At 53.3% G+C, this 25,237-nt stretch carries 21 protein-coding genes; 9 read left to right on the forward strand and 12 right to left on the reverse strand.

Going from position 1 to position 25,237, the window contains the following annotated elements; genetic code table 11:
* Positions 1-6 precede the first annotated feature (6 nt).
* Entirely contained in the window at positions 7-180 is a 174-nt protein-coding gene (locus PXG97_RS09055) for a hypothetical protein (RefSeq protein ID WP_276497439.1), read from the reverse strand.
* A 129-nt stretch (positions 181-309) separates the two neighbouring features.
* Here PXG97_RS09055 and PXG97_RS09060 point away from each other — a divergent pair, with 129 nt between their 5' ends.
* Positions 310-885, forward strand: a complete 576-nt coding sequence (locus PXG97_RS09060; RefSeq protein WP_276497440.1) for a GNAT family N-acetyltransferase — start codon at positions 310-312, stop codon at positions 883-885.
* Positions 886-945: 60 nt separating this feature from the next.
* Positions 946-1,575 carry an L-threonylcarbamoyladenylate synthase gene (locus tag PXG97_RS09065; RefSeq protein WP_276497441.1) on the forward strand — a complete coding sequence of 210 codons (630 nt, stop codon included), beginning with the start codon at positions 946-948 and terminating at the stop codon, positions 1,573-1,575.
* Between the two features lie 155 nt (positions 1,576-1,730).
* Here PXG97_RS09065 and PXG97_RS09070 read toward each other — a convergent pair whose 3' ends face one another.
* On the reverse strand, positions 1,731-2,633 hold the full coding sequence (locus PXG97_RS09070; RefSeq protein WP_276497442.1) for a lysophospholipid acyltransferase family protein: 903 nt from the start codon (positions 2,631-2,633) through the stop codon (positions 1,731-1,733).
* Positions 2,634-2,854: 221 nt separating this feature from the next.
* Here PXG97_RS09070 and PXG97_RS09075 point away from each other — a divergent pair, with 221 nt between their 5' ends.
* On the forward strand, positions 2,855-3,460 hold the full coding sequence (locus tag PXG97_RS09075) for a WbqC family protein (protein ID WP_276497443.1): 606 nt from the start codon (positions 2,855-2,857) through the stop codon (positions 3,458-3,460).
* A gap of 118 nt (positions 3,461-3,578) precedes the next feature.
* The gene (locus PXG97_RS09080) at positions 3,579-6,176 is read left to right on the forward strand and encodes an ATP-dependent Clp protease ATP-binding subunit (protein WP_276497444.1); all 2,598 of its coding nucleotides are present in this window, start codon (positions 3,579-3,581) and stop codon (positions 6,174-6,176) included.
* A gap of 247 nt (positions 6,177-6,423) precedes the next feature.
* Here PXG97_RS09080 and PXG97_RS09085 read toward each other — a convergent pair whose 3' ends face one another.
* A complete protein-coding gene (locus PXG97_RS09085) occupies positions 6,424-7,476 on the reverse strand; it encodes an AI-2E family transporter (protein WP_276497445.1) in 1,053 nt (350 codons plus the stop codon).
* An 86-nt stretch (positions 7,477-7,562) separates the two neighbouring features.
* Between PXG97_RS09085 and PXG97_RS09090 the strand changes: the two genes are divergently transcribed.
* Entirely contained in the window at positions 7,563-8,867 is a 1,305-nt protein-coding gene (locus PXG97_RS09090; protein ID WP_276497446.1) for a M20/M25/M40 family metallo-hydrolase, read from the forward strand.
* Positions 8,868-9,027: 160 nt separating this feature from the next.
* Positions 9,028-9,738, forward strand: a complete 711-nt coding sequence (locus PXG97_RS09095; protein ID WP_276497447.1) for an SIMPL domain-containing protein — start codon at positions 9,028-9,030, stop codon at positions 9,736-9,738.
* 187 nt (positions 9,739-9,925) lie between these two features.
* Here the strand turns inward: PXG97_RS09095 and PXG97_RS09100 are convergent, their stop codons facing one another.
* The gene (locus tag PXG97_RS09100; RefSeq protein ID WP_276497448.1) at positions 9,926-10,777 is read right to left on the reverse strand and encodes an SDR family oxidoreductase; all 852 of its coding nucleotides are present in this window, start codon (positions 10,775-10,777) and stop codon (positions 9,926-9,928) included.
* A 261-nt stretch (positions 10,778-11,038) separates the two neighbouring features.
* Positions 11,039-11,899: an endonuclease/exonuclease/phosphatase family protein gene (locus PXG97_RS09105; RefSeq protein WP_276497449.1), complete on the reverse strand. Its 861-nt coding sequence runs from the start codon at positions 11,897-11,899 to the stop codon at positions 11,039-11,041.
* Between the two features lie 305 nt (positions 11,900-12,204).
* Between PXG97_RS09105 and priA the strand changes: the two genes are divergently transcribed.
* Positions 12,205-14,736 carry a replication restart helicase PriA gene (priA, locus tag PXG97_RS09110; protein ID WP_276497450.1) on the forward strand — a complete coding sequence of 844 codons (2,532 nt, stop codon included), beginning with the start codon at positions 12,205-12,207 and terminating at the stop codon, positions 14,734-14,736.
* A gap of 359 nt (positions 14,737-15,095) precedes the next feature.
* Here the strand turns inward: priA and PXG97_RS09115 are convergent, their stop codons facing one another.
* From PXG97_RS09115 to PXG97_RS09130, 4 genes are all read right to left on the reverse strand, one after another.
* A complete protein-coding gene (locus tag PXG97_RS09115; RefSeq protein WP_276497451.1) occupies positions 15,096-15,278 on the reverse strand; it encodes a hypothetical protein in 183 nt (60 codons plus the stop codon).
* Positions 15,279-15,391: 113 nt separating this feature from the next.
* Complete coding sequence (locus tag PXG97_RS09120) at positions 15,392-16,828, reverse strand: SLC13 family permease (protein ID WP_276497452.1); 1,437 nt, start codon at positions 16,826-16,828, stop codon at positions 15,392-15,394.
* An 89-nt stretch (positions 16,829-16,917) separates the two neighbouring features.
* On the reverse strand, positions 16,918-17,397 hold the full coding sequence (locus PXG97_RS09125; RefSeq protein WP_276497453.1) for a DinB family protein: 480 nt from the start codon (positions 17,395-17,397) through the stop codon (positions 16,918-16,920).
* Positions 17,398-18,263: 866 nt separating this feature from the next.
* On the reverse strand, positions 18,264-20,819 hold the full coding sequence (locus PXG97_RS09130; RefSeq protein WP_276497454.1) for a M14 family metallopeptidase: 2,556 nt from the start codon (positions 20,817-20,819) through the stop codon (positions 18,264-18,266).
* A gap of 445 nt (positions 20,820-21,264) precedes the next feature.
* Here PXG97_RS09130 and PXG97_RS09135 point away from each other — a divergent pair, with 445 nt between their 5' ends.
* Entirely contained in the window at positions 21,265-21,960 is a 696-nt protein-coding gene (locus tag PXG97_RS09135; protein WP_276497455.1) for a TIGR02117 family protein, read from the forward strand.
* 58 nt (positions 21,961-22,018) lie between these two features.
* Here the strand turns inward: PXG97_RS09135 and PXG97_RS09140 are convergent, their stop codons facing one another.
* Together PXG97_RS09140 and PXG97_RS09145 are read right to left on the reverse strand one after the other, a co-directional pair.
* Positions 22,019-22,732: a pirin family protein gene (locus tag PXG97_RS09140; RefSeq protein WP_276497456.1), complete on the reverse strand. Its 714-nt coding sequence runs from the start codon at positions 22,730-22,732 to the stop codon at positions 22,019-22,021.
* Positions 22,733-22,760: 28 nt separating this feature from the next.
* Complete coding sequence (locus PXG97_RS09145; RefSeq protein ID WP_276497457.1) at positions 22,761-23,336, reverse strand: nitroreductase family protein; 576 nt, start codon at positions 23,334-23,336, stop codon at positions 22,761-22,763.
* A gap of 247 nt (positions 23,337-23,583) precedes the next feature.
* Between PXG97_RS09145 and thiL the strand changes: the two genes are divergently transcribed.
* Entirely contained in the window at positions 23,584-24,609 is a 1,026-nt protein-coding gene (gene thiL, locus PXG97_RS09150; protein ID WP_276497458.1) for a thiamine-phosphate kinase, read from the forward strand.
* A 138-nt stretch (positions 24,610-24,747) separates the two neighbouring features.
* Here thiL and PXG97_RS09155 read toward each other — a convergent pair whose 3' ends face one another.
* Positions 24,748-25,116 carry a hypothetical protein gene (locus PXG97_RS09155; RefSeq protein WP_276497459.1) on the reverse strand — a complete coding sequence of 123 codons (369 nt, stop codon included), beginning with the start codon at positions 25,114-25,116 and terminating at the stop codon, positions 24,748-24,750.
* Positions 25,117-25,237 lie beyond the last annotated feature (121 nt).

Genomic DNA, 25,237 nt, shown 5'->3' on the forward strand with positions numbered 1-25,237 from the left:
CCGCCCCTAAATTCCGAGCTCGTAGCTCACGCCGGTGTCGTCATCCTCCACCAGTTCGTCGCTGCTGAGGCTGTAGAAGTTAACGCCCGCCTTGGCGCCGATCGTCAGCTTTGGCTCGTCCTGAGCAAAGGCGGCACCCCCCCAGCAAAGCATCAACACAAAGAGTATAATTGTTTTCATAGGAATGCATGGTTTATCTAAGCCTGGTTTATACTCCTTAAACTATACTTGCTTTGGGTTTGTTTGCGCTTCCCTGCCTCCAATACAGCTGATTTGCTTAACTTGCCTACACCATGTGATGCTAAAACTATGAATACTGCTACCGCTCTCCTGCAACTGCCTATTGCACCTGACCTATACCTGCGCCGTGCCACGGCCGCCGACGCCCAGGCACTGTATTATATTATAGACCGCGACCGCCCCTACCTGCGCCGTTGGCTTCCTTTTATAGACTTTAGCCAGGGCCCAGGCGACACAGAGGCTTACCTGAAGTATGTGACCGCCCCCGGCAACATGTCTGACTTGGTTTTTGTGATTGTGCACGAGCAGAAGGTGTGTGGCCTGATCGGGTTTAAAGGCATGGACAAGCTCAACAAGAAGCTGGAGATCGGCTATTGGCTGGCCGAGGACAAGCAGGGCAAGGGCATCATGCGCCGCGCCTGCCAAACCTTGATAACGTACGCTTTCGAGAAACTGCGCATGAACCGCATTGAGATTCGGGTAGGCGTGGGCAACGAGCGCAGCAGCAACATCCCGAAGAAGCTTGGATTTACGCTGGAGGGGGTGCAGCGGCACGGGGAGTTCCTCAACGACCACTTCCACGACCTGGAGGTGTACAGCCTGCTGCGTCACGAGTTCAGCGCCGGTGCCAACGGCCAAGATTGAAACGCTTCTGTAGCCAAAGCAGTATCTCTACCTTAACACTAAATCTTAAACACTGAAACTATGAGTAACGCAGCCTTTATCCAGATACACCCCGAAAATCCGCAGGAGCGTAAGATCCTTGAGGCCGTGGAAATCCTTCGCAACGGGGGCGTCATCATTTACCCCACCGACACCATCTATGGCCTTGGCTGCGACATTCATAACGCCCGCGCCATAGAGCGTGTGTGCCAGATAAAGGGCGTGAAGCCCGACAAGGTGAACTTTTCCTTCATCTGCTCTGACCTAACCCACATCTCCGACTACGCCAAAATCGATACGCCTACCTATAAGGTGATGAAGAAGGCACTCCCTGGGCCATTTACGTTTGTGCTGAACGCCACCAGCAACGCTCCAAAGTATGCCAGCGCCAAAAAGAGGACGGTGGGTATCCGTGTGCCTGACAATAACATCGCCCTGCAACTGGTAAAGGAGCTCGGCAACCCGATCCTCTCCACCTCCATCCGCGATGATGACGAAGTGATTGAGTACAGCACCGACCCGGAACTGATCTATGAGAAGTACCGCAACCTGGTGGACGCCGTGATAGACGGGGGGCCTGGCAACAACATAGCCTCTACAGTGGTGGATGCCACCAACAATACCTTCGAGGTGCTACGCGAAGGCGCCGGCGACATTGAGGAGTATCTTTAGGAATTTTGGGAGTTAGAAGGCTGAAAAGACAGAAAGTGGTGGCTTAGATGTCGTGATTTACACTTTGCCTGACACGCGTTTTATACTTTCTTCTCCCTTTTTCATACGCCACTGGTTATACTTTATACTTTGCCTAAACTCTCGAACTCTGTGGTCTACACCCGCTTGTGTTTCCACCTTTTATGGGTCCAGAGGTAGTCGGCGGGCGCGCGGCGGAGGGCGGCCTCCAGTTTTTGGGCAAAGGCTACCGTTATGGGGTACTCTGTTTCGGGGGCAACACCTACAGGCACCGCTTTGCCGTCGGTAATCTCTTCAAACGTAAGGTCATAGTGTCCGCGGCGGGTGCGCTTTACATCCAGAAACAGCACCGGGTAGCCGAAGCGCTGGGAAAGTTTCTCGGCGCCGGTGTAGAAAGGGGTTTCCTGGTGCATGAACTGCGTCCAGAAGGTGATTTCGCTACGCAGCGGCGTCTGGTCCGAAAGCAGGGCGACCACCCGCGGCACCTCCCGCTTGGCGACGAACTCCCGCAGCGTGTCTTTCATCTTAATCAGGTGGGCACCCAGGCGGCTGCGCGTGTGCAGCATGAAGCTCTCGAAGAAGGGATTGTTGAGCGGCTTGTATACTCCTTCCGAGGGAAAGCCGAATGTAACGGCCGAGGCCGAGAGGCTCCACTCCCAGTTGCCCACATGCGAGCCAAGTATAAGCACCGGCGTACCAGCCTCCACATACTTTGCCAGCAGCCCCGGGTTGGTGAAGCGGGTGCGGCGCTGCATCTCCTCACGGCGCATGCCCGCCAGGTGCAGGATCTCTACCATCACGTCGGCAAACTGGCGGTAAAAAGCCTTGGCCACCCCTTCCCGCTCCTGCTCGCTCTTCTCCGGAAAAGCCATGCGCAGGTTCTGCTGCACCACAGCTTTGCGGTAGCCGGTCACGTAGTACATCAGGAAGTACAGAAAATCGGCAAGCAGGTATAAAACAGGCAGCGGCAGGGCGGCAACAGCCTTCAGCAGCAACCAGAACGGATAGTAAAGCGGGGGTATGTTTATACGTTTATCCACAGGCAAACAGAGCAGGCGCAAAGGTACAACCATCAAGCCTGATTATGAAATCTCGTAACTTGTGCTTATTTAGCAATTAGCAGCGTCGCTGCAGACAAAGGTTTTTTTGACAAAAGACAAAGGACATGTAGCTAAACAATCCGCTTTTGTCCTTTGTCAAATGATCCTTTGTCACAAAACAAACTTTCTAACCCTCTAACTTTTTAACTTTCTACCTCAACTTGATCCTGCTTACCGAAACACAATACAACCCGCCTGTAAGCTACTTCTGGCACGCTATTCGTAGTGAGAGTATACAGCTGGAGGCGCACGAGAACTACGTGAAGCAAAGCTACCGCAACCGCTGCCATGTGCTGACGGCCCATGGGGTGCAGCCGCTGAGCGTGCCGGTGCTACGCGGCAACAGCAAGGTGAAAACCCCGATACAGGAGATCGAGATCGATTACAGCCAGAAGTGGCAGCTGGTGCACTGGCGTACGATACAGGCGGCATACGGCCGCGCCCCCTATTTTGAATTTTACAGTGATTACCTGCGCGAGGTGTACGAGCGTCAGCCGAAATTTTTGTTTGAGCTGAACGTTGAACTTTTGAAGCTTTATCTTAAATTACTAAAACTAAATAAACCGCTGGGTTTGACAGATTCATACCAGATTCAGCCCCCGGGAGACGTGCTCGACCTCAGAAACAGGATACATCCTAAAATCTATCCTGACAATTTGCACGTAATACCATATACACAAGTATTTGGCAAACAATTTGTACCAGAGCTTAGTATAATTGACTTGTTGTTTACACAGGGTCCAGCGTCGATTTCTTTCCTTCACTAAAGACGTTCCGCAAGCTGAACAATTGTACTGAAAAGCTTGTTTGGATTAAAGGTATAGCTGTTAAGCTCAATCAGTTATAACATTTCAGAATTAAAAGAATACACGGAGTATAGTATACATGGAAGCAAAATTCTCAAACCGAGTAAAAGAGGTCATCTCGCTTAGCCGTGAGGAAGCAATCCGGCTTGGCCATGACTACATCGGCACCGAGCACTTGGTGCTGGGTATGATTCGGGAAGGAGAAGGTACAGCCATCTCTCTGCTCAAGAAGCTTGGCGTTTCGATAGATGAGTTAAAGTACGCTTTAGAACAGGCTACACGAAATACAGCGTCGCAAAGCAGCAACATCACGGGCAGTATCCCTCTGACGAAGCAGACCGAAAAGGTGCTCAAGATAACGTACTTGGAGGCGAAGATCTTCAAGAGCGACATCATTGGCACCGAACACCTTCTGTTGTCCATCCTACGGGACGAGGACAACATATCTTCTCAAATCTTAGCGAAATTCAACGTGAACTACGAAGCAATAAGAGACTCTTTGGATTATCATAGCAATAATCCGCTGGCATCGTCTGACACTGACGACTCTGATGATTCAGACAAACTGTTTGGTAGCTCATCATCCCGCTCAGGCAGCTCTGCGAGCAAGAAGCCGGGTGAGAAATCGCGCACGCCGGTGCTCGATAACTTTGGCCGCGACTTAACCAAGCTGGCCGAGGATGATAAGCTGGACCCAATCGTTGGCCGTGAAAAGGAAATTGAGCGTGTAGCCCAGGTGCTGAGCCGCCGCAAGAAAAACAACCCTATCCTTATAGGTGAGCCGGGCGTGGGTAAAACCGCCATTGCCGAGGGCCTTGCCCTGCGCATTGTGCAGAAAAAGGTGAGCCGCGTGCTGTTTAATAAGCGTGTGGTAACCCTGGACCTTGCCTCGCTGGTAGCCGGCACCAAGTACCGTGGCCAGTTCGAAGAGCGTATGAAGGCGGTGATGAACGAGCTGGAGAAGTCTCCGGACGTGATCCTGTTCATCGACGAGCTGCATACGATCGTGGGTGCCGGTGGCGCCTCAGGCTCGCTGGACGCCTCTAACATGTTCAAGCCGGCGCTTGCCCGCGGTGAGATTCAATGCATCGGTGCCACTACCCTAGATGAGTACCGCCAGTACATCGAGAAGGACGGCGCCCTGGCCCGTCGTTTCCAGATTGTTATGGTGGACCCTACCACACCGGAGGAGACGATCGAGATCCTGAACAACATCAAGGACAAGTACCAGGACCACCACCACGTAAACTACACCGACAAGGCAATTGAGGCCTGCGTGAAGCTTTCGGACCGTTATATGAGCGACCGCTTCCTTCCGGACAAGGCGATCGATATCCTGGACGAGGCTGGCGCGCGCGTGCATATCAACAACATTGTGGTGCCGGATGACATCCTGAAGCTGGAAGAGCAGATCGAAAACATCAAGGTAGAGAAGAACCGCGTGGTGAAGAGCCAGAAGTATGAAGAGGCGGCACAGCTACGTGACAAGGAGAAAAAACTCATCGACCAGTTGGATAACGCGAAGCGTAACTGGGAAGAGGAGACGAAAAAGAAGCGCTACACGGTAAAAGAGGAAAATGTGGCAGAGGTTATTGCCATGATGACAGGTATACCGGTGAAGCGTATCGCTCAGAACGAAGGTGTGAAACTCCTGAACATGGGCGAGGAGCTGAAAGGCAAGGTGATTGGCCAGGACAAGGCGATCCAGCAGTTGGTGAAAGCCATCCAGCGTACGCGCGTTGGATTGAAAGATCCTAAGAAGCCAATCGGTTCGTTTGTGTTCCTTGGCCCGACAGGTGTAGGTAAAACAGAGCTTGCCAAAGTGCTGGCTACTTACCTATTCGATAAAGAAGATTCGCTGGTGCGTATCGACATGAGTGAGTACATGGAGAAATTCAGCGTGTCTCGCTTGGTGGGAGCGCCTCCGGGATACGTGGGTTACGAAGAAGGTGGCCAGCTGACTGAGAAGATCCGCCGCAAGCCATACTCTGTGGTGTTGCTGGATGAGATTGAGAAAGCGCACCCGGATGTGTACAACCTGTTGCTGCAAGTACTCGATGACGGTATTCTGACGGATGGACTGGGCCGTAAGGTTGACTTCCGTAACACGATCATCATCATGACCTCCAACATCGGTGCCCGTGACTTGCAGGACTTCGGAGCCGGTATCGGCTTTATGTCGAAGAGCAAGCAGGAGAACGTGGACGACATCATGAAAGGCACTATTGCCAGCGCTTTGAAGAAGACGTTCTCGCCAGAGTTCCTGAACCGTCTGGACGACGTGATCGTGTTCAACTCGCTTAACCGTGAGGATATGCACAAGATCATCGAGCTTTCGCTGGGCAAGCTGTTCAAGCGCGTGGAGACACTGGGCTATACCATCGAGCTGACCAAAGAGGCAAAAGACTTTGTGGCCGAGAAAGGATATGATCCGAAGTATGGTGCGCGTCCGCTGAACAGAGCGATCCAGAAGTATATCGAAGATCCGATTGCTGAAGAGATTCTGAAAGCAGAAGTAAACCAGGGTGACGTAATCCAGGTGGACTACAAGGAAGGCGAAGAGAAGCTAACCTTTACATCGAAGAAGTCTAGCGGCAAAAAAGCCAAGACGGCAAACGATGGAGAGGAAGAAACTGAGCCTACCAAGTCATCCGACACTGATAAGACAAAAGAATAAAGTATAGACTTTAGATAAAGAAAAGGCTACCCAAATGGGTAGCCTTTTTTGCTTCTATGGGTCTGTGATGGCATCAATAAGAAGGCTACAATAAAATCCCGCTTGCGCAGGCCACAGTGAGTCATAGCCGCCGCAGAATCCAGGCCAAGTATAAAAGTGTAAAAACCGGAGGTGTGTTATCTTTAACCCTCACTTTACAAACCGTTCAGGATGGCGCAACCGTGCAGGAGTTTCTATACTTAGATTGTTACGCCCTACCCTTCTCTCCGCTTCCCAACAAAAGAGAGATCGGGCGCATGCTCTCGTTTTTATCAGCGATGAGCTTGAGGATAGCCAGGAAAGGGATGAAGAGAATCATGCCGGAGGCACCCCACAGTATACCGCCCGCCACAATAGCCAGCAACGTGAAGAGCATGTTTACCTGCAGCCGCGCACTCACGGCCCACGGGAAGATCAGGTTCGCCTCCAGGTACTGCACCACTGCAAACACGATCACCACCCCCAGCGGATACCAAAGCGAGTCGTACGTAATCCAGGCCACCGCCATAGGCAATATGGCGCCGATCGTAATGCCCACATAAGGTATGAAGGTGAGCACAGAGGCCACAACCCCGAAAAATACAGCGTGCGGCACCCCGATGATCAGCAGCCCCAGGCTGTTCAGGATACCCACAGCCAAATAGACAATGGCCATGCCTTTTATGAAATTGTAATAGGTGGTGATGGTCTCGTGCAGGATTTGGCGTATTTTGCCATGCTCGCTCTGTGGGAAAAAGGAAGACAGGGCTTTTGTCAGCGCCTCGCGCTTGTAGAGTATAAGCGCCACGTAAATCGGGATCAGCACAAAAAGCACCAGCGATACAGCCGACGTATAGAGAACCCCTTGCACCACGGAGAAAGCCGAGGCTACCGCATCGGAGGCCATACTCTCGATCCAGGCTACTTGCCGGGCGGTGTCAATGTCGAAATGCTGCTCCAGGTAAAGGCTGATGTCATTCCAGGCTGCGCTTATCTTACCCTGCAGTTGTGGCCACTCCTGCCCGAAACGCAGCACCTGCCGCACCAGCAGGAAGCCCAGCCCACCCACCAGCACCACCAGCAGGAAGAGGCACAGCGAAATGGCGGCCCAGCGCGGCAGCCCCTTCTGCTCCAGCCACCGGCAAACGGGGTAGAGCACAAAGCTGATGAGGAGGGCAAAGCTAAGCGGTATGAACAAGGTGCTCCCAAAGTATAAAATCACTGAAACCAGCACCACATACTGCAGCCACTTTAGCCAGTTTACCTCCACGCTTTTGTTCATAGAAATGCTATATTTGTTCTGCCAGGCATTGCCAGCCTCCGCTAACAATATTCTACTATTTTCTCAGAATCCATAGACTCTACCCCATGAAACTAAAATTTACCGCGCTTACCCTTGCCTGCGGGCTCTCGGCTGCTGCCTTTGCTCAGGATGCAGGCACCATCACCCAGCAGGAAGTTACCCGCATCGTATCCACCCTCAGCGACGACGACATGCAAGGGCGTGCTTCGTTTACCCCCGGCATCGAAAAAGCCGCCAGGTTTATACAGGCTGAGTTTGAGCGCATCGGCCTGAAGCCCCTGCCCGGTGAGGATGATTACCTGCAAACATTCAGCGTGTACCGCGTTACCCCGAAGGAGCTGGAGGCGAAGCTGAAGAAAACTAAAATCGCCCCGGAGCATCTCTTTGCCGTGACAGATAAGCAGGAGCTGGAGTGGAGCCAGAAGGGCAAGCAGCAGGTAGTGACGATCGGAGAGAACGACGACTTCAGAAAAGCGCTGCAGCCGGTACTGAATAATGAACAACAGGACGTGCTGGTGCTGGTGCACCCGAAGCATGCTGACATCTTTGGCCGCTATAAGCACTACATGGACCGCGGCAGCGTAAAGCAGCAGCTCAGCAAAGATGGCGGCAGCAAAGTGTTTATCCTTACAGATCAGCTCAACCCCAGAAAGTATAAGCTGGAGGTGGAGAACAAGGTAGAGCAGCTGCAGCTGACCAACGTGGGCGGCATGATCGAGGGTAAGCGCCAGGATGAGTTCGTGGTGTTCTCGGGCCATTATGACCACATTGGCATACAAGACCCGGTGGAGGGCGACAGCATTGCCAACGGCGCCGACGACGATGCAGCCGGCACCACGGCCATGATGCTACTGGCCGACTACTACAAGCAACAGCCGCAGCCGGAGCGTACCTTGCTGTTTGTGGCCTTCACGGCTGAGGAAATGGGTGGTTTCGGCTCCAAATACTTCTCCGAGCAGCTGAACCCCGACCAGATCGTGGCCATGTTCAACATCGAAATGGTGGGCAAGCCATCCAAGTTCGGCCCCAACAGCGCTTATCTCACCGGCTTCGAGCGCTCTGACCTGGGCCCGTTGATGCAAAAGCGACTGAAAGGCACCACCTACAGCATCCACCCCGACCCATACCCGGAGCAGAACCTGTTCTACCGCTCCGACAACGCCACGTTGGCCCGCCTTGGCGTGCCGGCCCATACTATCTCCTCGGTGCAGATAGACCAGGATAAAACCTACCACACCGTTAAGGACGAGCTTTCTCAGCTAAACATGGAGCACCTGACCAATATGATCCGGGCCATAGCCCTGGCTTCTGAAGGTGTGGTGAACGGGGAGGATACGCCTACAAGGGTGGATAAGTCGCAGGTGAGGTAGAACCTTCACGATTGATAGACTAGCACTAACTTTTATCCCAGCGCAGGCGTCCGCCTGCGCTGGGGTGAAGGTAGCTTTGGCTCATCGATAAGAGTTGGCAAATCGGTTTAGGCAATAGAACTGGCTTTGGAAACCAAACACATCACAAAACACTGGCCGCATGAATAAATTATACTTCCTTATCATCCCTGCCATGCTTCAGTGCATGATGAGCTTTGGGCAGACAAAGAATTTCATAGACCAACCTTTTATAGAAACAGCCGCATCGGTGGATACACTGGTAACTCCTGATGAGATTTACCTGAGCATCTTGATCAATGAAAAGGACACGAAAGGTAAAATTTCTATCGAGGAGTTAGAGTCCAAGATGGAAGCAAGGCTGCAGCAGTTAGGGGTCAACACAGAGGAAAGCCTATCGCTTAATGACCTGGGAAGTAATTTCAAAAAATACTTCCTTAAAGGGCAGGATGTTTTGAAGACCAAAGTTTACTCGCTGAAGGTTAAGGATGCGCAAACAGCGGGTCTGGTTATTCTGGAGCTGGAGAAAATCGAAATATCCAATATTCACCTCGACCGAACAGAGTTCTCAGGCATTGATCAACTCAAATTGGCGCTCAAATCCAAAGCTATTGCAAAAGCCAAAATGCAGGCAGAGTACTTAGTCTCCCCCTTAAACCAGAAAGTGGGGGCTGCTCTCTATATCTCCGACCAAAGCGATAACGCCGTACATAACGACCTTCAGGGTCGGGTTGCCGGAATTGTGGTAAGGGGTTACGGTACTGCAAGTAAATCAGAGCCCAAACCAGCTGATATCCAGTTTGAAAAAATCAAAGTAGAGAGCAGTGTAAACGTAAAGTTTAAATTAGAATAGCAGTTCTCAGTCGATTGGCCCTGCTTGAGCCTAACCCGCACAGGCTTTACCAGCGCTTCACCATAACAGGAATAATTATTCTTTCCGTTTTCAGCTGCACCAGCACTTGTAGAAAAGCATGTTCACACAAAAAGCTACTCCATGGAGTAGCTTTTTGTGTGACTGCCCAAACTTATCCAGCCTATACCTAAGCCCCTTTCAGCGCATCGGCCACGGCAACCGAAAGCGGCGTGGTGGGCCGGCCGATCAACCTGGAAAGCTGGCGGTTGTCATCATACAAGGCATCCTGCGAAGCGGCCACATCCCAGCCGGCAATAGCCTGGGCCAAGCCCTCTGGCAAGCCAAAGCTGGCAAGGGCTGCTGCATACTCCGCCTCCGGTAAGTTCTTGTAAGGAATGTCTTTTCCTGATTGGCGGGATATTTCTGCGGCCAGCTCGCTGAGGGTAAAAGCTTCATCCCCGGCAAGCTCGTACACTTTGCCTTGCTGCCCCTCGCCGGTAAGTACGGCAACGGCTGCCTCGGCATAGTCGGCTCGGGTGGCGCCTGAGATCTTGCCCTCGCCTGCGCTGCCTATAAAGGCACCGCCTGCCAGTGCTCCCTGGATAGAGCCTGTATAGTTCTCTGTATACCAGCCGTTCCGGAGGAGGGTGTAGGGAATGCCTGAATCTTTCAGTGCCGCTTCTGTTGCCCGGTGCTCCTCTGCCAGGCTTACCGAGGAGGTATCCGCGTGAAGCAAACTGGTGTACACAATCCATTTCACGCCGTTCTTCTTCGCAGCCTCTATCACGTTGCGGTGCTGCTCAGCGCGCTTTCCAACCTCGCTCCCCGAGATCAGCAGCAGCGTATCTATTCCCTTCAATGCCTCATCCAGCGTTTCCGGCTTTTCGTAATCAGCCTCCCGGGCTTCCACACCAAGGCCTGCGGCTTTCTGCGGCGAGCGCACCAGCGCCACTATATTCTCTGTCGGCACTTTGCCTTTAAGTTTGTCTACAACCAGGCGCCCGAGCTGCCCTGTAGCTCCAGTTATTCCAATTTTCATCTTGTATAGCTCTTTAATGAAGTGATCTATTCTGTACGGAAAAAGCGGACAAGGCAGACATGATCGGCGGTGGCGGGGTGATAGGGTTCGTTTGCCATACGTTTTTGTACAGATGCTACCCAAGTGGCCTCCCCCTTGGCCTGTGCGTCCGGCCGTGCCTGCCTTGCAAAAGCAGCAGCGCTAATGGAGGCGCAGGCACCGGAAACGAGTGAGCAAAGACCATAAAACAAAAGAGGCTCCTGCTTGGGAGCCTCTTTTGTTTTATTTTTTCTTCACCTCATACTTTAACTCCGCCATCACCGGGAAGTGGTCGGAAGGGAACAACCCATTGGCGTAGGTGTCTGTCAGGATGCCGTAGCGAGCCACCTTGAACTCAGGGCTAAGCCAGATATGGTCGATGCGCTCGTCAGTTTTGCGGGTAGCCTCAAACGCGTTGAATGTGCCGCGCGGAGCGTAGCGCTTTTCGGCGATCTGGTAAGCGTCTTTCAGATCAGAGGCCAGCAAGGTTTTATACTTCTCGTCGCGCTGGTCAAAATTGAAGTCCCCCATCATTATAACAGGCGCTTTCCTGGCGATCTCTTTCACTTTCTGCTGCATCAGCTTCACGCTCTCCTGGCGGGCCTTCTCCCCGCGGTGGTCGAAGTGCACGTTGAAAAGGAAAAACTCAAGTCCTGTTTGCTGGTCCCGGAACTGGCCCCAGGTACACACGCGCGGGAAGTCGGCATCCCAGCCTTTGCCTGGTTTCTCAGGCGTTTCGGAGAGCCAGAAGTGGCCCTGCTTTAGCAGTTTATACTTGTCGTTCTTGTAAAACACCGCAGCATACTCCCCCGCCTGCTTGCCGTCGTCGCGGCCCACGCCAATGTAGCCGTAGCCCGGCAGTTCTTTGCCCATCCCTTCTAATTGGTGATGCTGCACTTCCTGCGTGCCAAAAATGTCGAAGTCGTGGAACTGCACCAGGTCCGCAATCACCGGCAGGCGCTTGTTCCAAGCATTCACCGTGTCGCTTTTGTTATCGTACCGGATGTTGTAGGTGGCAACGCGCATGGTTTGGGTTTGGGCAAGCAGGGAAGCTGTGCAAAACAGCAGCAGCAGACTGGCAAGGTATACCGTTTTCGCGATCATATAGATTCAGGGTTTGGTGAAAGTATAGTTTTATTTTGAGGTATAAAATCATCCCCTGCCCCCTTCGAATGGGGACTTTTCTTAAAGTGTAATAAAATATACTTTAAGAGATTACACCTGTAAATGTCCTCTGAAGGGGGCAGGGGGATGACAATCGTCTGTGAATAATCTTCCAGAGCTTAAGTTAAGCGTTTTACCTGCACCTGCCAAAGTATAATTTCAGCGCTCCCACTTCTTGCCCTTCCCGACTGCGCACCGTCTTCATTTTTTTACGACCTTTGCAGCTGGCAAAAGTATAAACACCCTTGTCTGAGCTACTCAACTTCAATTACCCGCCGGAGCCGGCCACAGAGCGCGTCACGCTGTTTGCCGACGTGATTCTGCCCCTGCCCCTGCCCAAGCTGTACACCTACCGCATCCCTTACGAGATGAACGACGAGGTATCGGTGGGCGTGCGGGTGATTGTACAGTTTGGGGCCAAAAAGGTGCTGAGCTGTATTGTGGCCGATGTACACGAAAATGCCCCGGCCGACTACCAAGCCAAGTACATCCTGGACGTGCTCGACGACAAGCCGATCATCACCGCGCCGCAGCTGAAGCTCTTTAAGTGGATTGCCGACTACTACATGTGCACCCTGGGCGAGGTAATCAATGCGGCGCTGCCCTCTGCGCTCAAGCTCAGCAGCGAGTCGCGGATACAGCTGCACCCGCACTACAACCCGGAGGAGGACGAGCTTATACTTGCCCCGCAGGAGGAGAAGATCATTTTTGCCCTGCAGAACAACCAGGCCCTCACGTTTACCGAGGTGGGCAACCTGCTGCAGCTCAAAAGCTACCATAAGTTCATCAAGTCGCTGATCCAAAAGGAAGCGATTATTATCTATGAGCAGGTAAGCGATAAGTTCTCGCCCAAGGTGGTGAAGAAAATCCGTATCACGGAGCACTTTGTGCAGGAGGAGGGCCTGCTGGAGGAGCTGTTCAACCAGCTTACGCCACAGCCCAAGCAGCTCGACATCCTGCTCAACTACCTGCAGCTCGTGCCCGTGCACCAGGACATCCACCTGAATTTCCGCGGCATTGAGAAGAGCGCCCTGACCAACAACCCGCACCTGTCGGCCTCCTCCCTTAACACGCTCATCAAAAAAGGCGTGCTGGAGCAGTTCGACCAGATCGTGTCGCGCTTCCCGATGGAAAATGGTAACCAGCAGCTGCCGATGGCGCTGTCGGAGCACCAGCTGCAGGCCAAGGATGAGATTTTGGGCTTGTTCAAAGAAAAGGAGACGGTGCTGCTGCATGGCGTAACAGGTAGCGGCAAAACCGAAGTATACATCGACCTGATCAAGCATGCCCTGGACAGCGGCGGGCAAGTGTTATACTTGCTGCCCGAGATCGCCCTGACGGCCCAGATCGTGACGCGCCTGATGAAGGTGTTTGGCGACAAGCTGGGCATCTACCACTCCAAGTTCTCGGATAACGAGCGCGCCGAAGTATGGCAAGGCGTGCTTTCCGGCCGCTTCCAGGTGGTGGTGGGCGTGCGCTCGTCTATTTTCCTGCCTTTCCACGACCTGTCGCTGGTGATTGTGGACGAGGAGCACGAGCCTAGCTACAAGCAGTACGACCCGGCCCCGCGCTACAATGCCCGCGAAACGGCCCTGATGATGGCGCACCTGCAGGGGGCGAAAACCTTGCTCGGGTCTGCCACGCCTTCTGTCGAAAGCTATTACAACTGCAAAACCGGCCGCTGGGGCCTGGTTAGTATGACCAAGCGTTTCGGGGAGGCCAAGCTGCCGGAGATTGAGCTGGTGGACACACGCCGTGAGCAGCAGCGCAAGAACATGCACAGCCACTTCTCGGCCAAACTGCTAAATGACATTGAAGAGCGCCTGAAGCGGCACGAGCAGGTAATCCTGTTCCAGAACCGCCGCGGCTACGCCCCTTTCATCTCCTGCGACGAGTGCTCCTGGATACCCAAGTGCAAGTTCTGCGCCGTAAGCCTGTCGTACCACAAGTATAACAACGAATTGCGCTGCCACTACTGCGGCTACCACGAGCGCATGCCCCACGACTGCCCCGCCTGCGGTGCCACCACCCTCAGAAGTATGGGCTTTGGCACGGAGAAGGTGGAGGACGAGCTAAAACTCATGCTGCCGGATGCCGAGGTGCAGCGCATGGACCTGGATACCACCAAGAAGAAAAACAGCTATCAGCAGATCATCGCCGACTTTGAGAGCGGGCGCACCAATGTGCTGGTGGGTACACAGATGGTCACCAAGGGCCTCGATTTTGAGAACGTGAGCCTGGTGGGCATCCTGAATGCCGATACCATCATCAACTTCCCGGACTTTCGGGCACATGAGCGGGCGTACCAGCTGTTTGTGCAGGTAAGCGGCCGCGCCGGGCGTAAGGGCAAGCCGGGCTCGGTGATCATCCAGACCCGCGACCCGCTCCAGCCCATCTTCAACAAGGTGATCAGTAATGATTACCAGACGCTGTACGAGCACGAGATAGAGGAACGCCTGCGTTTCGGATACCCACCCTTCACGCGCATGATCCGCATCACCGTAAAGCATACCGACGACCGGACAACCGAGAACGCGGCCATTGTGCTGGCCAAGGACTTAACGGACAGGCTGGGCAAACAGCAGGTGCTGGGCCCGGAGGTGCCCTACATCTTCAAGATCCGTAACCTGTTCCTGCAGGAGATCCACATCAAGCTGCCCCGCGAAACGACGAACCTGAAGACCGCCAAAGGCCAGATCGCGCAGGCGATCTTTAACCTGAAGCTACTGCCCGACTTTAAGGGGATAAAAGTAGTGGCAGACGTGGACCCGGTATAACCCGAAGACTGGCTACTTACACTGGCAGCACAACTGCTTCTCTCGCCTGCGCTACAAGCATAAGTTATACTACCTGAGCCATACTTCTCAAAGTACACTTTCCGGTAGAGCAGGTAAGCTGTTGCTTTGGATGATAATGTTGCCGTTTCCGGAGGTGCTTTGGCTTTCGCCGAAAGTATAAAATGAGACGCGCCGTTATGCATCCGAAAAAAAATTATTTTTTTTCGAACCCGGCTACAACCTTCTGCAAGCCGCTCGCGTAAATATAGATACCTTTGGCTAAAAGTTGAGAACCTGAAAGTCTGATTGTTTAGAAGGAACAATACGGACTTTCAGGTTTTTTCTTTATGCCCCTCCTCCTATTCCGGCCTGTCTTTTCTGGAAAGTATGAATAAATAAATTGCACCGAAAATCAGGAAAACCACCAGCAGGAACACATCCAAAGAAGTATAATCTCCGCTGTAAATCTTGTAAGCATTCAATCCTGCGAAGACAAAGCAGGCAATGGCCATTATCAGGCGGAAGGTTCTACGGTTCTGCATAGGCTGGAAATATAATTGAAATACATGCTTCGTGATTTTGAATTTAAAAGCGCCGGAAAAACAGGTACAAATATTCTGTATCAAGGCGAATTCGTGCCCCTTTTGCTCTGCTGCTACGCCGTCATGTAGAGCATTATCCAAAAGGTAATCAGCACAGTGGCCACTAGGTTTAAGAATACTCCTGTACGCACCATTTGGCTGATCGGCACCTGCTTGCTGCCATACACGATGGCGTTAGGAGGCGTGGCCACGGGCAACATAAAAGCCATGCTGCAGGCTACCACCACCCCCAGCACCGGGTATAGAACCGGCAGGCTAAGCCCTTGCAGCACCCCAATGATGATCGGCACAAACGTGATGGCAATGGCCGTGTTAGAGCTGACCTCTGTCAGCATCAGCACCAGGAACACCAGTGCCAATACCAGTAACAGCTGCCGGTCAGGGTTTACGAACGTAGTGATGCTCTGCCCGATAACGTTAGCCAAACCAGAACTTACCACCAGTTGCCCCAGCGCCATCCCGCCACCGAACAGCAGAATGGTGTCCCAGTCGATCTTTACCAGGTCTTCTGCCGTTAGTGTTCCCCTTCCGTCGTTCTCCTGCCCCGGTGGGATCAGGAACAGGAGCAGCGCCGCCAGCACCGCCACGGTGCTCTCGGCAAAGTAGGTGCTCATAAACGTATACGCCTCCTCCATACCCAACAGGTTAAACACTCCCGGAGCCAGCCACAGCACTACAGCTACACAGAATACGCCCATTGTCACCAGTTCTCCCATTCGCAGCTTATCCTTCTGCCGCTGGTGCTCGGCCACATATGCCTGCACCGCCTCCCGGTTGTACCCACACTTGTTCAGGAAATAGCGCATGTAGAGCAGCATCACCGCATACATACTCAGTGACATGGGCAGGGCCAGGTACATCCACTGCAGGAAGTCGAGCCGGATACCCTGCTGCGCCAGATAGTTTACCCCGATCAGGTTTGGAGGAGAGCCAATGATGGTGCTCACGCCCCCAATGGAGGCGCTGTAGGCAATCCCCAGGAGAAAGTACTTTGCAGGCCCTTTGGTCTGTTCAGCAGCTAAAAGTTGGGTTACGCCCAGTATGAGCGGAAGCAGCATAGCCACCGTAACCGAGTTGCTTACCCACATGGAGAGCAGGAAGGATATACTGGAGAAGCCTAGAAAGAGGCGGAACAGGCTCTTCTGAAAGAACGGCCTTGAAAGTATGAACAGGGCAATGCGCTTGTCGAGGCCATGGCGCGTCATGGAGCGCGCCAGCAGGAAGCTTCCGATAAAGAGCAGGATGATAGGGTGCCCCAGGTTCTGAAAGGCAGTCTCTACCTCGGCTATACCGAACATCACAGCGAGCAGCACGCCCAAAAAAGCCGTCATGGACAGCGGGATAACCTCCGTCATCCAGAACACCAGGCAAAAAGACATGATCGTCGCCACCAGGCGCGCCTGGTACTCCAGAGCAGGGGTAAGCAACCAAACAAGCAGCGCCAGTAATGGCGCTACCAGCATGCCTATGTTTCTTCGGGTAAGGTGCATCGCTGAACTTGATAATCTTTGCGTGCAAAGAGTCCTGCACTCTTAAAGATAATCAAAACAGCAAGTATAACAAGGGTGCTATAGGAGGCTTACGCTTTCAGGTAGCGCTCGCGGATGATCTTTTGGTGGTGCACCTCGTGGCCAAGTATGATATACCCCAGCGCACGCACGCTTACCTCCAAGCCGCTGGCAACGCCTTTCTGCTGCAGCGCCTCCTCGTCAAAGCTTTTAAACAGCTCAATAGTGGCAGTGCGCAGAGAAGTATACTCGGCCACAATCGAGTTGATATCACGGGCATCTGCCTTAGAAGCCTTGGCGTACTGGTTCTCCTCAAAGCCCGGAAGCTCTGTTTTGTCTTGTCGAGCAAACCGGAGCGCCCGGTAAGAGAAAATGCGCTCGGCGTCCATCATGTGCACCAGCACCTCCTTGATGCTCCACTTACCCGGCTCGTAGCGGTACAGCAACTGCTCCTCCGTCAGCCCCTGCACCAGACCTGTAATAAACACATAGCTCGCCGTGAGGCCTTCGATCAGGTCGTCTGCCTGGGCCTGCTTGATGTAATTGGCCATGTAGCCGGTATATTCCGCTGGGGCTGGTGGTGTAATTATCAGTTGCGTTTGCATACGTTGGGCATTCGTTAAGTATAGATGCCATGCAAGTTACGCAATTATACTTTATGGTTGTAGCGCTCCCAAAGCTGTTCCGTTCATCCCTACCTGTAACTTTCTCTGCTGCGGATTTTAAAAACCGCGCCAGCCACACTTTAAACTTGCCCTTTCCTGGCGCAAGCGTCCCTGCTACGGTGTCGAGTCTGTGACTCGACTGGCTTGAAAAGCCATACTTGCTTTGGCTGTACTTTATACTTCTCTGGCGCAAGCGTCCGCTTGTGACTTGAACAGCCATTGCGCTGGAGCGAGTTTGTAGCTCGTCCTTTTATACTTTCATAGCTGCTGCATCCCTGCCACTGGACACAAGCTATTCTTGCTAGCTGCCGTTCATCCACGGCTTTACAACCTACTCGTCTCATTTCTGGCTTTGGCTCCCTCCAGCCCGGAAGGGCTCGTCCTGGGGGTAGGGCCCCTCGGTAAGGGTATCGCGCTGTCAACATTTCCTGCCCTCGTGCCTCGGGCTGCCTCGCTCTCGCTCGTCACCGGAAATCTAGAAGGCGCTCTTTTTCGAGGCCCCTACCCCCACCCAAGGACTGGGAAACAGTTCGATAGCCACCGCTAACGGAGCTGGAACTGAACTCCATCCCCTGTTCTTAGGGGAGGGCCGGGGTGGGGTAAACTCTCTTCCTGGAGAGGCAGCGTGGTTGGATCCGGTACTGCCGACAATCCTGTTCATCCTACAATCCTGCAAATCCTGATCCACATAAAAAATCCCCTGCTCCATTCCGAAACAGGGGGTTCCTCTAGACTTAAAATCTTAACTGCTGCTACTGCCCTACCACAAAAACAGCATTGCCGAAAAGCAGCTTACCGCTCTGCCAGAAGCCTCTGAACAGCGGATTATCCGTCAGGTACACGACCTGCCCACGGCCCATGTTCTGGGTGCCGAGTACAAGTGCGTCCTGTAGTTTCTCTCTGGCTCCCTGGCCAACATAACCGGCGGCATAGTTGTTCTTCTTCAGCACGCCCACGTTCCAGCCGTTTTCCAGGAACTGGAAGGTATCAGCCGAGCGGATAAGGGCGAAATAACTGTCGCCGTAGCCAAAGGCCAGCGGGTGCGTCTTGTCCAGGTCTACACGGTAAATGCTGCCCTGCACTTCTTCGGCCAGCGCCTCGCGCTCACGGCTGGCATAGGTACGCAGGTTTTCGTAAGGATCTTTGTCCTTGCCGTTGTCTTTGTCGCCTTCTTTTTCCTCTGCGCCTTTTTTCTTTAGCTCAAAGCCTTTCTTGCCAGCCAGAAAACCTACAGCACTTTCCATGGCAATCAGTTTGCCGCCGCCGCGCACCCATTCCTGCACCTTCTCCAGCGTTTTCTCATCCAGCACCTTGGCATATGAGCCAGTCGGCAGGATCAACACATCAAAATCATGCAGCGGTATTTGGCTAAAATAGGAAGTATTGAGCACCGTAACCGGGTAGTTTATCTGCTGCTCAAAGAAGTGCCACACCTCTCCAAATCCATAAGGCGACACGCCCTCACCAGAGAGCAGCGCCACCTTTGGCATTTTCAGGTAGCGGACGCTGCCGGAACCAAAATCTGCGCCGGTGCTCACAAAGCCCGTGTTGGTGGCGGCCAGCTGCACGCCATGCTGCTGGGCCTGCTCCCGCACGCTGGCATCGAATTTTTCGCCCAGACGCTCGTTGCCGGTGCGGGTCATGATCAGGGTGCCGGCCTCATACTTCTGCCCGTCCATTTCGAAGGGCAACTCAGCCATGCGTATTTTCACACCCTGCTGCATCAGCTGCGTGGCAAATTTCAGGTCCTGCACCCCGTTCCAGCGGGCCAGGTAAGCGTATGGTTTAGCAATGCTGACAGCGGCAGCGGCCGGAACGGCCGGAGCTGTGTTGCTCATGTCTACCCTTCCTTTTACACCGTATGCCTGCACCCCGTAAGCATAAGGCAAAGCCCAGGAAGTGATGTCGTATGTCAGGGAGTCTTCCAGTACAGACTTTGGCTCGAACAGTACCTTCACCAGCACCGACTTTGGTTGGTACATGCTGATCACCACATCCTGCGGTGTCAGTCTCACGCTCTCGGTTTTGCCATTACTATAGTTATAGCCTTTTACAGAGCCACTCTTGCCCGCGTAGCCGTACTGTATGCCCTGTTGCTCCAGGTATTGGGTCAGCATCTTCAGGTTGCCTGCCGTACTGGCGCTGCTCTTGATCACGAAGGATTTGTACTCGCCACCCGGGTTGCGCAGGCTATTGCTAAAATAGCTCCGGAACTCCTGCTTCAGTTCTGTGGCCTTTTCGGAGGCCGCTTTGATGGTCGCCTCACTGGCCGCCACGTGGTGCGCGATCCTGTCCGCCAGCGTTAGTGTATCACCGTCTGCCTTCTTGTAGGCCAGGCCGGCGCGGCCGGAGCCGCCCTGCTCATAGGTCATGCCGATGGCGCCGTTGTAGGTTGGCCAGGTATCGCCGTAGCTGGGGTAAAACAGGTCAAAGCTCTCGCGGGTAAAGTACAGCCAGTTGTTTTTGTCGAAGTACTGGCGGTTATACTCGCCAATGGTGTTCTGGAATTGGCGCTGCCACGGCGTTATACTTTCGTGAAACGGCTTGGCGGCCGGCGAGAAGTAGTAGGGCGACTCTGCACCCATCTCATGGAAATCGGCGTGCACCTGCGGCAGCCAATTGTTGTAAACCTTCAGGCGCTGCTGCGACTCCACCTGCGTTTGCCAGGCCCAGTCGCGGTTCAGGTCGAAGTAGTAATGGTTGGGCCTGCCCCCCGGCCACGGCTCCCAGTGCTCCCAGGCGTACGGTGAGGCATTGCCGCCACGGTTGGATGCCTGCTTATACCACTGCACATAGCGCTCGCGGCCGTCCGGGTTTACCATAGGATCAAGTATAACAACTGTGTTCTGCAGCCACTGCCGGCTCTGCTCGTTCTGCGGGTTCACCAGGTCGTAGAGTACCTGCAGCACCGCCTCCGAGCTTACCGACTCGTTGCCGTGCACGTTGTAGCTGAGCCACACAATAGCCGGTTGATCGCCCTGTACGTTCCCGCTCTGCAAGCTGGCCTGTCTCAGGTTATTTTCCCGTATTTGCTCCAGGCGCGGCAAGTTCTCGTCAGAGGCCACGTAGGCCAGCACCAGGGGGCGGTTCTCGTAGGTGCGCCCGTATTCCTCTACCATGATGCGGTTGGGAGCCTGGGCGGCCAGGTAATGCACATAGTCCAGGATGCGGTTTTGGGTGGTGAACTGCTGGCCCAACTCGTAGCCAAGGAACTGCGCCGGCGACTGCAGTTGCTGCTGCGCCAGGGCCGCCTGCACACTCAGCAACACCAGCCACAAAGCGGCAAAACGCTTTAGCGTGTTTATCATGATGGTTTAGTAGGTAAGGATGGAGTTTCTAATTCTACACAATCTGCGCAAAAACAGCGAGTATGGCAAATCTAGCATACTTCCGTTCAGGCTGCAGCGCACAGCAACCGGAATATAAAATTTTAGCAAATCAGAGAAAGGTGTTTAAACAAAAGCAAAATTTCATACCTTTGTACCCGAAATCCGTTTTGGGTTTCTTGTCGCCCGTCCTCCCCTACTGAAAACAACCTGTCGCTGCAGGCCTATTGTAGTAGCTGCACCAGCCAGTAAAAGATCTTAGCACCAGCCCACGCAGCAAGGTATACTTGCGAATAGCAGCTGGAGCAGAGGGCGAATCTAAAAGAGAAACTAAACTAACTAAACTACACTCAGACCCGGTGCTTTGCACCGGGTTTTGTTTTTGGGGCCATTTATACTTTAACAGCTTTACACGTATTTACCGAGTATGCGTTACGTGGTCCGGAAAATAACAACTGGTATATGCTGGCTATTGGCCATTTTGGCAGGCGCTGCCCTGCTTTTTGTGGCGGCCGCTTTGCTGTTTGGTAGCATCACCGTGAACAACGGCTACGCCCAGGTGCAGCCGCAGGAAGAGCACATCGAAATCTACGTTACCTCCAACGGCGTGCATACCGACATCATCGTGCCCGTTTCTACGAGGTATATTGACTGGCGCGAGAAGCTGCCGCTGCACCACTTTGGCCAGGTAGACAGCACCTACCGCTACATCGGCTTTGGCTGGGGCGACCGCAGGTTTTACATGGAAACGCCTGAATGGACCGACCTTACCCCCAAAGTTGCCATCACCGCCGCCCTTTGGCCCACCCGCACTGCCATGCATGTAGAGTACATCCGCGCCCGCCTGGTGCCCACCAAGCGGCAACGGCCACTTCTTGTCTCACCTGAACAGTACCAGCAGCTGATCACCTACATTGACGAGTCTTTTGTACAGCAGCACGGAAACTACCTGCACATTAGCGGCTCAGGATACTCGCAGAGGGACACTTTTTATGAGGCGCACGGTAAGTTCTACATCCTGAAGAACTGCAACAACTGGGTAAACCAAGGGCTGAAGCGTATGGGCGTGAAAACGGCTGTATGGGCGCCGCTTCCTTTTTCGATCATGCGGCACCTGCGTTGAAAAAGAAAAACCCCGGCATATGCCGAGGTTCCTACTTAAATCACTAAACACTATATTCTTATTTCATGGGAATCTCCATCAGCAGCAGTTCAGCATCGCCGGAGGATTTGATCTGCACGCTGTCTACCTCGCTTATGCCCAGTCCGTCACGCTTGCCTAGCTTTTCGCCGTCTACTTCTACTTCACCATTCAACACAAAAGCGTAGAGGCCGTTTCCTGGCTTGTGCAGCGCATACTCCTCCGAGAAACCATCCCTGAGCGTGCCAAGCGTAAACCAGGCGTCCTGGTTGATCCAGAGGGCTTCGCCGTCTTTTTCAGGAGAAACCACGGTCTGCAGCCTGTTCACCCGGTCTTCCGGCTTAAATGCCTTCTGCCCGTAGCGCGGCTGTATGTCCCGCTCTTTAGGGAACACCCAGATCTGCAAAAAGTTCACCCCGTCGGTAGTAGACCCATTAAACTCCGAATGGGAGATGCCGCTGCCCGCGGACATAATCTGCACCTCGTTTGTCTTGATCACCTCCTTCGTGCCGGTGCTGTCGCGGTGGGCCAGGGAGCCCTTCAGCGGGATAGAGATGATCTCCATATTATCGTGGTCGTGCGTGCCGAAGCCCATACCCGGTGCCACCACATCATCGTTTAACACGCGCAGCAGCCCGAAGCCCATGCGCTCGGGGTTGTAATAATGCGCAAAGCTGAAGGTATGATGCGAATCGAGCCAGCCGTGGTTGGCATGTCCGCGGGTATTCGCCTTATGTAATACTTTCTTACTCATAGTTTTATGCTTCTACTCTTGATTACCCTTATTTCCACTCCCCTTTGAAGGCGATTTCATGCAAGGGCTTGCGCTTGCGTGGTGCCAGCTCACGCGCCTTCAAGGTCTCTGGCAACGACTCAGGGTCACCTGCATAGCCTACGGCGCCCATGGCCACCGCTTCGTATCCGTCCGGTATGCCCAGTTCCTGCTTTGCCTTGGCGGCATCGAAACCTCCCATAAGGTGTACGTGCAAGCCAAGGCCGGTGGCCTGTAGCAACAGGTTGCCTGTAGCCAGGCCCAGATCATGCCAGGCATGCCTGTTCGAGTTTCCGTTGTAGTCGTAGCTGGTTTTGGCGATAGAGACAAAAAGCGCCGCTGCTTTCTTTGCCCAGCTGTTTCCTTCTACCAACAGGCTTCCCAACCGCTCAAAGGCCTCCTCCTCTTTCGCCGCATAAACAAACCGCCATGGTTGCTCGTTCATGGCTGATGGCGCCCATCGGGCGGCTTCAAACAACGCCTCCAGTTGCTCTTCGCTAACACGCTCGGCGCTAAAAGCACGTGGGCTCCAGCGACTCTCGATAAGCGTATGGGTGGCAATTTTATTCTCTGTGCTTGTTGACATATTTTGCCCTTTAAGTACTAAGCCCGGTAATGATCAAATTGTTTATACAAATTTAATGTACATACATATAATGTACAAACATTTCATTAATAAAATTTCACCAGTGGTTTGATCAGCTGTTAGCCAGGAGGTGGGTTTGGTTTAGCTTGAGCTAGTAAAGAAGGCATGCTTCGGAGCAGTAAAGCCTATACAGCAGCTCTGTATCTTATTTCGTATCTTTGCACCCTTAAGAAAAAGACACAGCATTATGAGCGAATATACCCCTTTAAGTTCAGTAGGCGAGTTTGGCCTCATCCGCAAGATCAAAGAGAAGATAGAGTTGCGCAACGCCTCCACCATCAAAGGCATCGGCGACGATGCGGCGGTGCTGGAGCCGAAGGAGAAGCAGGTGGTGGTGTCGTCGGACATGTTGCTGGAGAGCGTACACTTTGACCTGACCTTTTGCCCGCTGAAACACCTGGGCTACAAAGCGGTGGCGGTAAACGTGTCTGACATCGCCGCCATGAATGCCAAGCCAACGCAGATCACCGTGAACATCGCGTTGGGTGCGCGCTTTACCGTGGAGGCCGTGGAAGAGCTTTACGAGGGCATCCGCCTGGCCTGCGACAACTATAAAGTAGACCTGGTAGGCGGCGACACGACCTCCTCCACTGCTGGCCTTATCATCAGCGTGACAGCCATTGGCGAGGCGGCTCCAGACCAGATCGTGTACCGCAACGGTGCCCAGGTAAACGACTTAGTTTGCGTAACCGGCGACTTGGGTGCGGCATACATGGGCCTGCAGATTCTGGAACGTGAGAAGCAGGCGTTTATGGCTAACCCGGAGATGCAGCCGGAGCTGGAGAATAAGCAGTACATCGTGGGCCGCCAGCTAAGGCCGGAGGCACGCATGGATGTAATTTACGACCTGAAGGAGCGCGGCATCAAGCCAACGTCCATGATCGACATTTCGGACGGCCTGGCCTCTGAGCTGTTTCATATCTGCAGCCAGTCGAAAGTAGGTGCCACGGTATACAAAGACAACCTGCCGGCCGACCCGCAGATGCTGGAGACAGCCGTGGAGTTCAACATGGACCCGCTGACCTGCATCATGAACGGCGGCGAAGACTATGAACTGCTCTTCACCGTGCCCCTATCTGCCTACGATGAGTTGAAGAACCACCCCGACATCACCATCATTGGCAAGATTACCGAAGAAAGCGAAGGCGTAAACCTGGCTACCAAGGCAGGACAAGTATTCCCGCTGAAGGCCCAGGGCTGGAGCCATTTTTAAGCTCCTGACAAAGGACTTTTTGACAATAGATAAAGGAAATTATACTTTAAAAGCAGAAAAGGCAGCTCAAGTAGCTGCCTTTTCTGCTTATGGGAATAAGTCTTTCATCCTTTGTCAAAAAGTCCTTTGTCCCAAATCTTATTCCTCCGGGAAAGGGATGAACACGAAGTTCTGGAAGTCGCCGTCCACCACAAACAGGCAGCAGTACTCGTCCGGGTCTTTGTAGGCCGCCTTAAACTCTTCCACCTTATCTTCCACAACCAACTGCCGGTTCACAAAGTCTTCCAGGTAGGAGGCATTGATGTGCCAGTCCAGTGCCACTTCTTCTTTGGCCAGAAATACAGAGCCTACCGGCACCTGCGTGCGACTAAACACGAAAATCGGGTACTCAGAAATCTTACGCTTGCGCACCTGGTACGAAGCCTCTTTCAGCGTCTCGGCCACCACCACAAAATCCTTTGAAATAGTGCCCAGGTATTTACCATTCAGTTCCGGATCGTTTTCCATATTTCTTATCTGCGTATCACGTAGCACGTATCAAGTATCACGACATTAAAACCAGATAAAAGACTATTTGATAAAATACAAAGGAGCAGTATGAATAAGCCTAACATTTGTCCTTTGTCAC

Source organism: Pontibacter litorisediminis, assembly GCF_029360645.1.
In the GTDB taxonomy this organism is placed as follows: Bacteria; Bacteroidota; Bacteroidia; order Cytophagales; family Hymenobacteraceae; genus Pontibacter; species Pontibacter litorisediminis.

Bases quoted from the DNA above. Each gene is read 5' to 3' on its own strand.
- PXG97_RS09055 (WP_276497439.1), bottom strand. From the start codon at position 180: ATGAAAACAATTATACTCTTTGTGTTGATGCTTTGCTGGGGGGGTGCC.
- PXG97_RS09060 (WP_276497440.1), top strand. From the start codon at position 310: ATGAATACTGCTACCGCTCTCCTGCAACTGCCTATTGCACCTGACCTA.
- PXG97_RS09065 (WP_276497441.1), top strand. From the start codon at position 946: ATGAGTAACGCAGCCTTTATCCAGATACACCCCGAAAATCCGCAGGAG.
- PXG97_RS09080 (WP_276497444.1), top strand. From the start codon at position 3,579: ATGGAAGCAAAATTCTCAAACCGAGTAAAAGAGGTCATCTCGCTTAGC.
- PXG97_RS09085 (WP_276497445.1), bottom strand. From the start codon at position 7,476: ATGAACAAAAGCGTGGAGGTAAACTGGCTAAAGTGGCTGCAGTATGTG.
- PXG97_RS09090 (WP_276497446.1), top strand. From the start codon at position 7,563: ATGAAACTAAAATTTACCGCGCTTACCCTTGCCTGCGGGCTCTCGGCT.
- PXG97_RS09095 (WP_276497447.1), top strand. From the start codon at position 9,028: ATGAATAAATTATACTTCCTTATCATCCCTGCCATGCTTCAGTGCATG.
- PXG97_RS09100 (WP_276497448.1), bottom strand. From the start codon at position 10,777: ATGAAAATTGGAATAACTGGAGCTACAGGGCAGCTCGGGCGCCTGGTT.
- PXG97_RS09105 (WP_276497449.1), bottom strand. From the start codon at position 11,899: ATGATCGCGAAAACGGTATACCTTGCCAGTCTGCTGCTGCTGTTTTGC.
- PXG97_RS09115 (WP_276497451.1), bottom strand. From the start codon at position 15,278: ATGCAGAACCGTAGAACCTTCCGCCTGATAATGGCCATTGCCTGCTTT.
- PXG97_RS09120 (WP_276497452.1), bottom strand. From the start codon at position 16,828: ATGCACCTTACCCGAAGAAACATAGGCATGCTGGTAGCGCCATTACTG.
- PXG97_RS09125 (WP_276497453.1), bottom strand. From the start codon at position 17,397: ATGGCCAATTACATCAAGCAGGCCCAGGCAGACGACCTGATCGAAGGC.
- PXG97_RS09130 (WP_276497454.1), bottom strand. From the start codon at position 20,819: ATGATAAACACGCTAAAGCGTTTTGCCGCTTTGTGGCTGGTGTTGCTG.
- PXG97_RS09135 (WP_276497455.1), top strand. From the start codon at position 21,265: ATGCGTTACGTGGTCCGGAAAATAACAACTGGTATATGCTGGCTATTG.
- PXG97_RS09140 (WP_276497456.1), bottom strand. From the start codon at position 22,732: ATGAGTAAGAAAGTATTACATAAGGCGAATACCCGCGGACATGCCAAC.
- PXG97_RS09145 (WP_276497457.1), bottom strand. From the start codon at position 23,336: ATGTCAACAAGCACAGAGAATAAAATTGCCACCCATACGCTTATCGAG.
- thiL (WP_276497458.1), top strand. From the start codon at position 23,584: ATGAGCGAATATACCCCTTTAAGTTCAGTAGGCGAGTTTGGCCTCATC.
- PXG97_RS09155 (WP_276497459.1), bottom strand. From the start codon at position 25,116: ATGGAAAACGATCCGGAACTGAATGGTAAATACCTGGGCACTATTTCA.